Annotated in this window: 14 protein-coding genes and 1 tRNA gene; 13 read left to right on the top strand and 2 right to left on the bottom strand. The window is 27.7% G+C overall.

The annotated features are described in order from the left end of the window. Positions 1-33 precede the first annotated feature (33 nt). The 6 genes from IC219_RS05465 (at position 34) to IC219_RS05440 (ending at position 4,929) form a co-directional block, all read left to right on the top strand. Positions 34-351 carry a PTS fructose transporter subunit IIB gene (locus tag IC219_RS05465; RefSeq protein WP_227432546.1) on the top strand — a complete coding sequence of 106 codons (318 nt, stop codon included), beginning with the start codon at positions 34-36 and terminating at the stop codon, positions 349-351. Positions 352-375: 24 nt separating this feature from the next. Beyond that, entirely contained in the window at positions 376-1,638 is a 1,263-nt protein-coding gene (locus IC219_RS05460; protein ID WP_227432547.1) for a PTS fructose transporter subunit IIC, read from the top strand. A gap of 104 nt (positions 1,639-1,742) precedes the next feature. Continuing rightward, complete coding sequence (locus IC219_RS05455; RefSeq protein ID WP_227432548.1) at positions 1,743-2,807, top strand: aminopeptidase P family protein; 1,065 nt, start codon at positions 1,743-1,745, stop codon at positions 2,805-2,807. A gap of 56 nt (positions 2,808-2,863) precedes the next feature. Beyond that, positions 2,864-4,042: a MalY/PatB family protein gene (locus IC219_RS05450; protein ID WP_227432549.1), complete on the top strand. Its 1,179-nt coding sequence runs from the start codon at positions 2,864-2,866 to the stop codon at positions 4,040-4,042. Positions 4,043-4,293: 251 nt separating this feature from the next. Next, the gene (locus IC219_RS05445; RefSeq protein WP_227432550.1) at positions 4,294-4,491 is read left to right on the top strand and encodes a helix-turn-helix transcriptional regulator; all 198 of its coding nucleotides are present in this window, start codon (positions 4,294-4,296) and stop codon (positions 4,489-4,491) included. A 3-nt stretch (positions 4,492-4,494) separates the two neighbouring features. After that, complete coding sequence (locus IC219_RS05440) at positions 4,495-4,929, top strand: tellurium resistance protein TerC (protein WP_227432551.1); 435 nt, start codon at positions 4,495-4,497, stop codon at positions 4,927-4,929. Positions 4,930-5,106: 177 nt separating this feature from the next. Here the strand turns inward: IC219_RS05440 and IC219_RS05435 are convergent, their stop codons facing one another. Beyond that, the gene (locus IC219_RS05435; RefSeq protein WP_227482857.1) at positions 5,107-6,162 is read right to left on the bottom strand and encodes an FAD:protein FMN transferase; all 1,056 of its coding nucleotides are present in this window, start codon (positions 6,160-6,162) and stop codon (positions 5,107-5,109) included. 66 nt (positions 6,163-6,228) lie between these two features. Here IC219_RS05435 and IC219_RS05430 point away from each other — a divergent pair, with 66 nt between their 5' ends. The 5 genes from IC219_RS05430 to IC219_RS05410 all read left to right on the top strand — a co-directional run bounded on the left by IC219_RS05430 (position 6,229) and on the right by IC219_RS05410 (position 9,611). After that, entirely contained in the window at positions 6,229-6,600 is a 372-nt protein-coding gene (locus tag IC219_RS05430; protein WP_227482856.1) for a NusG domain II-containing protein, read from the top strand. A gap of 40 nt (positions 6,601-6,640) precedes the next feature. Next, positions 6,641-7,315, top strand: a complete 675-nt coding sequence (locus IC219_RS05425; RefSeq protein ID WP_227432554.1) for a uracil-DNA glycosylase — start codon at positions 6,641-6,643, stop codon at positions 7,313-7,315. Positions 7,316-7,556: 241 nt separating this feature from the next. Next, complete coding sequence (locus tag IC219_RS05420; protein ID WP_227432555.1) at positions 7,557-8,396, top strand: G5 domain-containing protein; 840 nt, start codon at positions 7,557-7,559, stop codon at positions 8,394-8,396. Positions 8,397-8,653: 257 nt separating this feature from the next. Further along, a tRNA-Sec gene (locus IC219_RS05415) sits at positions 8,654-8,750 on the top strand. A gap of 156 nt (positions 8,751-8,906) precedes the next feature. Next, on the top strand, positions 8,907-9,611 hold the full coding sequence (locus tag IC219_RS05410; protein WP_227432556.1) for a ThiF family adenylyltransferase: 705 nt from the start codon (positions 8,907-8,909) through the stop codon (positions 9,609-9,611). Between the two features lie 128 nt (positions 9,612-9,739). Here IC219_RS05410 and IC219_RS05405 read toward each other — a convergent pair whose 3' ends face one another. Further along, the gene (locus IC219_RS05405; protein WP_227830757.1) at positions 9,740-10,576 is read right to left on the bottom strand and encodes a ComEC/Rec2 family competence protein; all 837 of its coding nucleotides are present in this window, start codon (positions 10,574-10,576) and stop codon (positions 9,740-9,742) included. Positions 10,577-10,762: 186 nt separating this feature from the next. Between IC219_RS05405 and IC219_RS05400 the strand changes: the two genes are divergently transcribed. Next, positions 10,763-11,668, top strand: a complete 906-nt coding sequence (locus tag IC219_RS05400) for a DUF2156 domain-containing protein (RefSeq protein ID WP_227432558.1) — start codon at positions 10,763-10,765, stop codon at positions 11,666-11,668. Between the two features lie 8 nt (positions 11,669-11,676). After that, positions 11,677-12,861, top strand: a complete 1,185-nt coding sequence (gene eis / locus IC219_RS05395; RefSeq protein ID WP_227482854.1) for an enhanced intracellular survival protein Eis — start codon at positions 11,677-11,679, stop codon at positions 12,859-12,861. Positions 12,862-12,883: the final 22 nt, after the last annotated feature.

Below are 12,883 nucleotides of genomic sequence, written 5' to 3'. Positions count from 1 at the left end.
ATAATTAATTAAAGTAAATAGGAGGAATTTAAAATGAATAAAAAATTAGTAGCATTATGTGCTTGTCCAATGGGACTAGCTCACACTTTTATGGCAGCAGAAGCAATAGAGCAAGCTGCAAAGGCATTAGGTTATGAAGCAAAAGTTGAAACTCAAGGTGCAGATGGTGTGCAAAATGAATTAACAAGAGAAGACATATTAGGAGCAACTATGATAATACATGCAGTAGCAATAACACCAGAAGGTATGGAAAGATTTGATGGTTGTGAAGTTTATGAGGTTGAATTACAAGAGGCTATAAAGAATGCAGAAGGTGTTATAAAGGAAATAGAAGAGGATTTAGGAATATAATAAATTTACTGTGGAGGAAATAGAATGGCAATCAAGAAAAAAGTTATAAACAGTTCAGGTGCTTCTACAACAGGAGGCAATAACGCAGGAAAAACTACTCCATCTAATCCAACTCAATCAAAGGGAAATGGAAAATGGAAAGAAATTAGTAAACATATAATGACAGGTATATCATATATGATACCAGTCTTAGTAATGGGTGGACTTATAGGAGCTTTATCTCAGTTAATACCATATGCAATATTAGGGCTTGACCCATCTGTAGGTATAGTTGATGCTATGAACTCAGGTGAATTTACAGGATTTAAACTTAGCCTTTTAAACATGGCACAATTAATGTCAAACTTCGGATTTACTCTGTTTGGATTTGCAATACCACTATTTGCAGCATTCTGTGCAAATTCTATAGGTGGAAAAACAGCCCTAATCGCAGGATTTATAGGTGGATATATAGCTAATAAACCTGTAGGTGTACCACAATTCGTAGATGGACAATGGACAGAAGTTGTACCAGTTGCATCAGGATTCTTAGGTGCCATATTAATCGCATTTATAATAGGATATTTTGTAAAATGGTTAAATAAATCTATAAAAGTTTCTCATAACTGGTTAGCTTTTAAAACAACATTTTTAATACCACTAATAGCATCATTAACTTGTATGGTATTGATGATATTTATAATAACTCCATTTGGTGGATTAATTAATGAAAGTATGAAAAACTTCTTAACAGCAGCAGGAGCAGCGGGAGAATATGTATATGCAACAGCTTTAGCAGCAGCTACAGCATTTGACTTAGGTGGACCAATAAATAAAGCAGCAGGATTCGTTGCACTTGGTTTGACTACAGAAAATGTACTACCAATAACAGCAAGAACAATAGCTATAGTTGTTCCTCCAATTGGATTAGGACTTACAACTTTATTAGATAAAAGATTAGTGGGAAGAAGAGTATATGATAGACAATTCTATCAAGCAGGAAAAACTTCTATATTCCTATCATTTATGGGTATATCAGAGGGAGCAATACCATTTGCACTTGAGAGACCAGGTTTTGTTATACCTTTAAATATCGTAGGAAGTATAATAGGAGCTATTACAGGTATAGTTTTAGGGGCAATTCAGTGGTTCCCAGAGTCAGCTATATGGGCATGGCCTCTAGTAGATAACTTATTTGGATATGTAATAGGTATAGCAGTTGGTGCTATATTCATAGCTGTAGGAAATGTATTTTACAGAAATAAATTAATAAAGGATGGTAAACTTGTTGTAGATTATATTGATTAATTTATAAATTTTACTATCTATAATAACCTTGGCTGGTAATATTGATTGAAACAATATTACCAGCCTTACCTATATGACTAATTAAGGGTGGTGAAGATAAAATTATGAATAAAATAGAAAAAATAAGAAAGTATCTTAAAGAGTATAATGTAGATGGAATTCTTATTAATAGTTCTACCAATAAGTTTTATATTGGAAATCTATTTAGTTCATCAGGCTATGTTTTTATAACGAAAGATAAACAATATATAATAGTAGATTTTAGATACTTTGAAGAAGTTAAAAGAAAATCAGATTTATTTGATGTTATATTAATGGATAAAAATAGAACGTATTTTGATATAATTAATGATATTTGCAGAAATCAAAATATAAAAGAAATTGGCTTTGAAGGAAGTGAAGTATCTTTTGACTCATATAAAAGTATGAATAACAAATTAAATGTAACTTTAAAATCAATTGATTTATCTACTTTAAGAAAAGAGAAAGATGAAGATGAAATAAAATATATAAAAAAAGCTTGTGAAATAGTAGATGCTACGTTTTATCATATAATTGACTTTATAAAAGTTGGTATGACTGAAAGACAAGTAGAAAATGAAATTGTAAGATTCATAAAAGAATTAGGCGGACAAAAAGAATCATTCGACACTATAGTTGCATCTGGTTTGAGAGGAGCCTTACCTCATGGAAAAGCTAGTGAAAAAATTATAGAATATGGAGATTTTGTTACATTCGATTTTGGAGCAAAGTATAATAATTATTGTTCAGACATTACTAGAACTATTTGTATGGGAACTACAAATAAAGAACTAGAAAAAATATATAATATAGTAAAGAAAGCTAATGAAGAGTGTATAAAGGTTTTAAAGCCAGGCATGACTGCTGGTGAAATAGATAAGGTTGCAAGAGATATAATTAGTTCATATGGATATGGTGATAATTTTGGACACAATCTGGGTCATGGTGTAGGTATTATGGTTCATGAGTATCCAGCATTAACTTCAGAATCAAATGAAGTATTAAAAGAAGGCATGGTTGTAACTATAGAGCCTGGTATATATGTGCCAGAACTTGGAGGAGTAAGAATTGAAGATGATGTACTTATAACTCAAGATGGGTGTATGAGATTGACTATATCTACCAAAGATTTAATAGTTGTAAATTAAAAATAAATTGTAGCTAAGTATTTTTATAATAATAAGAAAAGACGAGGTAAATTTAAATGTATAATTTTGATGATAGACCAGATAGAGTAAGTGAAAAGTGTAGAAAGTGGGATTTAAATATTATAAGAGATAAATTTGGAGATATTAAAGAAGATTTTGTACCAATGTGGATTGCTGATATGGATTTTAAAATACCAACAGAAATAGAAAGTAAATTTATTGAAGCTGTAAAAAGAGGTGTATTTGGATATACATACTGTTATGATGAATTTTATGATTCAGTTATTGGGTGGCAAAATGATATGCATAAAGTAAATGTAGAAAGAGAATGGATTACATTGACTTATGGAACTGTGTCAACACTTCACTATGTAGTACAAGCTTTTTGTAAAAAAGGAGATAGTATAATATTAAATACACCAGTTTATGACCCATTTGAATCATCAGCTAAAAAGCAGGGTGTAAATGTAGTTTGTAATACATTAGATGTGATAAATGATAGATATTATATAAATTTTGATAGATTAGAATCTCAAATTAAAGAAAATAAACCTAAGTTAATGATGTTTTGTACACCACATAATCCATCAGGAAGAATTTGGTCAATTGAAGAAATGACGAAAGTAGCAACTATATGTAAAGAAAACAATGTTATTTTAGTTGCAGATGAAGTACATGCAGAGCATATTCATTATGGCGAATTTAATTCTATTCTTAAGCTTGAAAGAGAACTTTTAGAAAATATTATCCTATTGACATCACCAAATAAAGGGTTTAATCTTGGAGGATTAAAGACCTCTTATTCAATCGTCATAAATAAGGATATAAGAGATACTTTTAGAAAGAAACTAAAACAAAATTCTATAACTTCTCCAAATGTATTTGGAATAATAGGATTAATAACAGCTTATGATGAATGTAGAGAGTGGTTAAGGAACGTAAATGAGTATATAAAATCAAATTATGAACTTTTAGAGAATTGGGTAAATAAATATGAGAAGATTAAACTAATGAAGATGGAATCGTCTTATTTGGCTTGGATGGACATAAGCAATCTAGGACTAAGTGCAAGTGAATTTACAGATAGGTTAGCTGTCAATACAGGAGTGCTAATAGAAGATGGAAGTCACTTTGTAAAAGATGGAGAAAAGTATGTTAGGATAAATTTAGGAACTCAAAAAGAAAATGTAATTGAGGCATTAAATAGAATGGATTTGTTTGTAAAGTCGTTATAAAAAGTTAGTTGAGTTATTTATTAAAAATAAAAAAATGTAGGTTGTTTCAAAGATGTACTAAAAAAGATTAAAAAATAAGGTTTATAGACATCAAGATGTAATTCAATTATAAAATTAAATATGTTTAATGATAGGCATTTCTAATGAAATGTCTATTTTTATATATATTTTGTAAAGTTTCCTTTACAAAAATAAAAGCAAGTGGTATATTATAAATGTAAAGGAAACTTTACAAAAAGGAGGCAATCTTTTTGAAAAATCGTGTAGAGGATTTAAGAAAGAAAAAAGGTCTTAATCAAGAAGATTTTGCAAAAATTCTTAAGGTTTCAAGGCAGACGATTAGTTCTATTGAAAATGGAAAATATAATCCATCTTTAGAACTTGCATTTCAAATATCTGATTTTTTTGAAATGTCGATTGAAGAAATATTTTTATGGAAGGAGAAATAGTTCATGGAAAAGAAAAATTTAAGAATAGGAATTGTATTTGTAGTTTTAGGTGTTATTTTCTTGTTTCTTTGTTTAATGAATGGTGATAAGTTAGGTTCTTTGTTTGCTGGACTAGCAGGAGGCTTTGGATTTGGTGGAATTTCTGCCATTTATCGTTACTTTTACTGGAATAAGCATAAAGAAGAATACAAAGAAAAGCTCGAAATAGAAAACATTAATCTTCATGATGAAAGAAATGTTATGTATAGAGATAAAGCAGGAAGATATGCTTACATTGTATGTATGATAATAATTCCTATATCTGCTTTTGTTTTCTCTGTACTAAATGCATTAGATATATACAACTCATTGGTAATAATCATATATTTATTTGTTTTGTGGATTGTTTTATATGTTGTAGGAGTTATTTATTATCGAAAGTTAAAGCGTAATGGGTAGTGTTTTATACAAATCAAGCTATAAATATGGTATATACATAAGTACAATTTGTTTTAGACTACTTAGTATATACCATATTTTATATAAAACTTAAATTTACATTAGTTATATTAGAGTTATTTAAATTTGTATGTATAAATTTGTATGCATAATAGATATAGTTATTATTTAAACTCATTATTTATTGAACTTTTTAATAGAAAAAGCTTTGTCTGTAAGTTTAAAATTATTTTGTATGCCATTAGTTAAATATACTTTTTTATCTTTGGTTATAAATATAGCATCTACATTATCAATACTATTAATTAAATCCATACCTTTTTCAAGTCCAAGTCCAAATGTAGAAGTGGATAAAGCATCACAATTAATAGATTTATCAGAGATTATTGTAACACTGCTTAAGTTGTTTTCAAAAGGGTATCCTGTAAATGGATTTAACATATGGTGATATATTTTACCGTCTTTTTCTATAAATCTCTCATAAATTCCAGATGTAACAACAGATTTATTTGTAGTTTCTATATTCCCTATAGATTCTCCATTTTTGCTAGTTGGGTCTTGAATACCAATTTTAAAAGGTTTGTTATTTTTGCTATCTTCTAGAGTAAATATATTACCTCCCAAGTTTACTAAAGCTTTTTTTATACCTTCTGATTTCAAATAGCCTACGATTTTATCAGCAGCATATCCTTTAGCTATTGCCCCTAAATCAATTTTCATATTTTCTTTAGCTAACTTTATAGATTTATTTTTTTCATCTAATATAATATTTTTGTAATCAATGAGCGGCAGAAGTTCGTTTATCTCAGAGTTATTTGGGACTTTAGCCTTGTCTGTTCCAATTGCCCATAGATTGGATAGTGGACCAACTGTTATGTCAAAGTATCCATTTGACAACTTAGAGTATTCTATAGCCTCTTGTACAACAAAAAATGTATCATCAGAAACTTTGACAAAATCTTTACCAGCATTATCATTTATTTTAGAAACATCGCTTCCTGGTATATGGGTACTCATCTTGTTATCAATATATCTTAAAATTGAATCACATTCATTTAAAATTTTATCACTTTTTGATTCTTTTATATTAAATATAGTAACTTCATTTACTGTACCAAGGTAATAGCTTGTCTTACTATATTTAGTATTTTGACTTGAACTCCTAAAAAATGAAAATAAAATTAATGCTAAAATCAATATCACAAAAATAAATGTGATTTTTTTCTTATTCATGGTATATTCCTCCTATGAAATTGTGTTATTATCTTATTATAGCATAATTTCATAGGAGGACAAAAAATGAAGAAAAAAGACATTCTTCTTATTTTAGGTGTTTTGATTGTTATCACAGCATGTTATGGAATAATAAATGTTATAAATTCTAAAAATGCTGGAAGTATTGAAATTTATGTAGATAATAAATTGTATAAGACTGTTTCAATAAATGCCAAAGAAGAATTTAAAATAGAAAATAGAGGAGGGTACAATGTAGTTAAAATTCATGACAAAGGTGTGGAGATAATAGATGCTTCATGTCCTGATAAGGTGTGTGTACATACAGGTTTTATAAACAAACCAAGTCAAAGTATAGTTTGTATACCTAACAGAGTGAGCATAAAAATAAATACTAATGAAAAAAATGACAATCAAGAGGACATAATTTCTAAATAAAACAATAAATAAAAATAGCTGAAAGGAATTGGTGATAACTATGGTTAATTTAGGAAACGATTGGAATGAATTATTAAAGGAAGAATTTGAAAAAGAATATTATTTAAATTTAAGAAAATTCCTTATAGATGAATATAAGACACGTCAAATTTTTCCTAATATGCATAACATATATGAAGCTTTAAAACACACTTCATATAAAGATACAAAAGTTTTAATACTAGGACAAGACCCCTATCATGGAGATAATCAAGCTCATGGTTTAGCTTTTTCAGTTCAACCACAAGTAAAAACTCCACCATCTCTATTAAATATGTACAAAGAGTTGAAAGAAGATTTAGGATGCTTTATACCTAATAATGGATACTTAATGCCTTGGGCAGACCAAGGTGTGTTACTTTTAAATACAGCACTTACTGTTAGAGCACATGAAGCCAATTCTCATAAAAATAAAGGGTGGGAAATTTTCACAGATAGAGTGATTTCTATTTTAAGTGACCGTGAAGACCCAGTAATTTTTGTACTGTGGGGAAGTAATGCGCGTAAAAAAGTAGAATTGATTGATACAAGTAAGCATTATATTTTGGAAGCACCTCATCCAAGTCCATTATCAGCAAGTAAAGGTTTTTTTGGATGTAAGCACTTCTCTAAGATAAATGAAATTCTCGAAAAGCTAGGAAAAGAACCTATCAATTGGCAGATAGAAAATATATAAAGATAAAAGGTAACAAAATGATAACAAAACAACAATAAACAATGACATTGTTGTAACTAATAGAAATATGCTTCAATAGTTGAAAATACTATGTATGCATATTTCTATTTTTTTGTCAAGTTGACAACTCTTGAAAAAATAGTTACAATTTAGTTACACAAAAAACAAAAAAGAAATTTACGAAGCAGAATATTACGAAGCAAAATATATAGTGTAAAAAATTTGAGGGAGGAAATTTTATATGAATTTAAAGAAATTGAGTAATGTTAAAGTCTCGGCAATGGCGGTTGTTTTATCAGTTGGAATTTTATCTGGATACTCTGCACTTAATAAACAAGTAACATTAGTAGTAAAAGGAGAAGAAAGAACTGTATCTACATTTAGTTCTAATGTAGGAGACCTTTTGGAAGCCCAAAACATTAGCTATGATGGAAATGATATAGTTAGTTTGGATGTAAATTCAAAGTTATCTAATGGAGATAAAATAGAAGTAATTGATGTTAAGGAAAAAACAGTTGTAGAGACTAAAGACATTCCGTTTGAAGTTACAGTTGTTGAAGATAACTCTTTGTCAAAAGGAGATTCTAAAGTTAAAGAAGAAGGAAAATCTGGTAAAAGTGAATTAGTATATAAAGAAACTTATCACAATGGCAAGAAAGTAGAAAAGGAATTTGTGAAAAAAGTTGTTACATCTGAGCCAGTTAATAAAGTTGTAAATAAAGGAACAAAAGTAGAAATGCAAGTAGCTTCATCAAGGGGAGAAAGTTCAAGAAGGATGGCTTCATCTTCTTCAAGTAGTAGCAGTAGTAACAATGGTAGAAGTATGAGAGTTGTAGCAACTGCATATTCTGGTCATAGTATAACTGCAACAGGAACAAAGCCTAAGTGGGGAACAATAGCTGTAGACCCTAAGGTTATACCATATGGAACGAAAGTATATATACCTCAATTTGATATGGTATTTACTGCTGAAGACTGTGGTGGTGCGATAAAAGGAAATAAAATTGATATATTTATGAATGATTCAAAGACAGTTTACAATTGGGGAAGAAAAACTATAGATATACGTATATTAAAATAATTAAATAATTTATATTTATACTGGAAATTGTATTTTGATTAAATAGAGGAAAAATTCTTTATAGATAATTAAAATATGGTTTCCAGTTTTTAAGTTTATAAATATAGTTATAAATATAATAAGAAGATATATAAATATTAATTGCTATAGATAAAAACTATTTAAAATATGATTTGCTATCAAATTAATCTATAAAAATTGTTGCAAAGAGTCAAAATATATGATATTATAGATTTCGTTGAGAAACGTTTCGTTATGGGAGTGGATGGGTGCCGGTGTGCCCTCTAGTCTTCAAAACTAGTATGAGGGGTTAAGAGCCTCTTAGGTGGGTTCGATTCCCACGCATTCCCGCCAGTATAAAAGGTATCTTTTAATATTAAAAGATACCTTTTTAAATTTAAAAATTATTTTGAGATAATTTAGTTTTAGTAATATATAATATCTAGTATTATATAATGTAAATTTTCTAATACTAATATTAGGTATATAAAAGTCTAGGAGAGTGGAAAAATGGAAAATAACTTTACAACGAGAACTAGTTTTCTAGTTGGAGATGATGGTATAGAAAAACTTAAAAATTCAAATGTAATAGTATTTGGAGTTGGAGGAGTAGGTAGTTTTACTGTTGAAGCTTTAGCAAGAGCTGGAGTGGGTAATCTCACTATTGTTGATTTTGATGATGTAGATATAACAAATATAAATAGACAAATACCAGCATTACATTCAACTGTGGGAAAATATAAAGTCGATGTTATGGAAGAAAGAATTTTAGATATAAATCCTAATATTAATATAAAAAAAATAAGAAATCTTTATAATAAAGATACTAGTAGTGAAATACTAACAGAAAGATATGATTATGTTGTGGATGCAATAGATATGGTAAGCTCGAAGATACATTTAATTGAAACATGTGAAAAAAGAGGTTTAAAAATAATAAGTTCTATGGGTATGGGAAATAAATTGGACCCAACTAAAATAGTTGTTACTGATATACACAAAACAAGTACTTGTCCTTTAGCTAAAGTCATGAGAAAAGAGCTTAGAGATAGAGGAATTAAAAAATTAAAGGTGGTATATTCAACTGAACAACCAATAGAACTTAAAAAGAAAGTCATGAATGGTAAAAAGGTAACACCAGGTAGTGTATCATTTGTGCCATCTGTTGGAGGTCTAGTAATTGCATCTGTAATAGTTAATGAATTATTAGGGTAATAATGCTAAATATTTTATCTATAAATTTTATGGACATATTTTAAAGGCTAAAAGCATCAATATAAAACCATTTTATGTTGATACTTTTAGCCTAGTTCTGTTATGTAGTTACAGTTTTATTTCTTATGTTAAGTGTCTATTTTATATTTGTGTTTTGTAAATATCATTTTACCATCACTATAAAAAACAATATCACCTATTTTATCTGTCCTATAAATTGATATATTGTTTTGTTTTAAATTATTGATAACTTCCTTATGAGGATGTCCATATTGATTTTTATATCCACACGATATTGCGGCTATATCTGGATGAATTTTTTCAATAAATTCTGAAGTAGTTGATGAATTGCTTCCATGATGACCGATTTTTATAAAATTGATGTTATCTAATTTAAAATAATGTAAAATTTCTTTTTCAATTGCTTCTTCAGCATCGCCCATAAATAAAAATGAGGTGTCATTAAAATTTAATTTAAAAACTATTGAGTTTAAATTAGGTTTTTCCTGTATATATGAAGGACTTAATACATATATATTTATATTGTTATCGATATTTAAAACATCATCTCTGTATAGATACTGTATAGATAGGTTTTTATCATTACAAGAACTTATTAGATTTTGATAAGCTTCACTTTCTGTTGATTGTTCAGGCATATAGATGGAGTTTACATTAAATTTTTTTATGACATTATCAAGACTTCCTATATGGTCTGAATCTGGATGCGTAGCTATTATTATATCAATGGTTTTTATTCTTTTTTGTTTCAAGTAACTAGTAACTATATTTCCACTATCTTCATCACCTCCATCAATTAATATATTTTTCTTTGTAGGTGTTTGAACTAAAAGACTATCACCTTGTCCAACATCTATCATATGTATAGATAGTAGAGATTTTTTGTCACAAGCACTTAAAAGTGATATTATAATAAGTATTAATAAAAAAATTTTATTTCTCAATAAAAAATCACTCCAGTCATTACATGTTTATATAATTTTATGATGGGTAATATAAGATATATGGGAACTATCCTATTTTATATTTTAGACAATATAAGTGAAATTAATACCATAACTAAATTGGAGTTTTTATAGATACAAAATAAAATTTTAAAAAATTAAGCAATAAAAAGGTAGGAGGATTTTATGTTTTTCAAAGATATTGAACTAAATTCAAAAAAGGAGCTAGACCCTTATTTTGATTTAGTAGATTATGAAGCTTGTGAGTACTGTTTTAGTACTTTATATATGTGGCAACATGTTTATAAGACAGGATACTATATAGGTGAAGATTTTGCTGTTTTAGTTGGTGAATATGAAGGAGATAGTTTCTCAATATTACCACTTGCTAAAAAAGACAAACTTCCAGAAGTTGTAGATTTTGTACTTGAGTATTTTTCACATAACAACAAAAAGATATACTTAAGAGGTATTACTACTGAAGTGGTAGAATTTTTAAAAGAAAAATACCCAAATAGATTTGAGTATATAGAAGAAAGAGATTTATTTGATTATATCTATGATGCAGAAAGTTTAAGAACGCTAGCAGGTAAAAAGAATCAAAAGAAGAGAAATCATATAAATTATTTCTTAAAAGAATATGCAGGTAGATATGAAGCAAGATTATTAGATAAAGAAAACTTCAATGAATGTTTAGTATTAATGAAAGAATGGGAAAGTAACAAAGAAGAAAATAACGAATTTGATGAAAGTATGGATGATGAATTAGTTGGTATCAAAAAGATATTTAACAATTATGATATTTTAAAAGATAAAGTAAAAGTATTTGGTGTATATGTGGATGGAAAATTAGAAGCATTTAGTATCGGAGAGCTTTTAAATAAAAACATGGCATTAATTCATATAGAAAAAGCCAATCCAGATATAAGAGGTTTATATCCATTTATAAACCAACAATTTTTAGTAAGTGAATTTAAAGATGTTGAGTTTGTAAATAGAGAAGAAGACTTAGGTATTGAAGGTCTGAGAAAAGCTAAACTTTCTTACCACCCTTGTAGATTTGTTGAAAAGTACAGTGTTAGGGAGGCTTAATAAACTATATGGAGATTAGGTATGCTAAAGAAGAAGAAATAGAAAGTATAAAAGAAATATGGAGTTATTGCTTTAATGATAGTGAAAGTTTTATGAAATACTATTTTAATGATAAATATAAATATGAAAATACTGTAATAGCTTTAGATGAAGGAAAAATTGTTTCCTCTCTTCAGCTAAACCAGTATAAATTAAGTTTAAATAGTAAGGTATACAATACATCGTATGTAGTAGGGGTTTCCACACTTCCTGAGGGGAGAGGAACTGGCTATATGAGTAAAGTTATTAAATTTACTTTAAATGAGTTGTATAAGAAAGGACAACTAGTATCTATATTAATGCCAATTGATTATAGACTTTATAGAAGGTTTGGATATGAGCATTGTTATGACCAAATTGAATATACTATCAAAACAGATGATTTAAAAACTTTCAAGGCAAATGGAAAAATGATAAAAGCTAATTTATCACAAATTGATGATTTAATTAAAATAGATAAAGTATTTTTAAATGAGGTTAATGGTAATGTGTTAAAAGATGAACATTATTATGAAAACTTATTTAAAGAAATCCAAAGTGAAGATGGACATTTATATATCCATGAAGATAGTGAAAAAGATGGATATGTAATTTATTTTCTTCAAGGAGATAAAATGTTTGTCAGAGAGCTATTTTATAAAAACATAGATGCCCTTAAATCAATGCTTAAATTTATATATAATCACAATACTCAATGTAAGATAGTTACTATAGCTACTCCTATGATAGATAAGATAAGGTTTATATTAGACAATCCTAAAGACTGTGAGATAAAAATAAAACCTTTTATGATGGGAAGAGTTATAAATGTAAAGCAATTTATTGAAGATATAGATATTGATAAGGATATTAATGGCTCTATAAAATTATATATAGAAGATAAATATATAGAAGAGAATAATGGACTATTCAAAATATCTATACAAAATAAAAAAGTAATGTTAGAAAAATTAAATAAAGAATGTACAGATGAGCTTCAAGAGTGTTTTGATATTAAATTAGATATAAATGCTTTAACACAATTGGCATTTTCTTATATAGACATTGAAGAAGCACTTTTATTAAATAATATAAAGGGTATTTCAAAAAAAACAATAGAAATACTTAATTGCATTTTTTCTAAAAAAGATAATTATATAAATGAATATATATAGAAATGAAAATACGTCAAAAGAT

This window comes from Clostridioides sp. ES-W-0018-02, from assembly GCF_020658175.1.
Taxonomy (GTDB): Bacteria; Bacillota; Clostridia; order Peptostreptococcales; family Peptostreptococcaceae; genus Clostridioides.
Note: the sequence above shows the minus strand (reverse complement) of the source record. Positions and strands in the feature narration are given on the sequence as shown.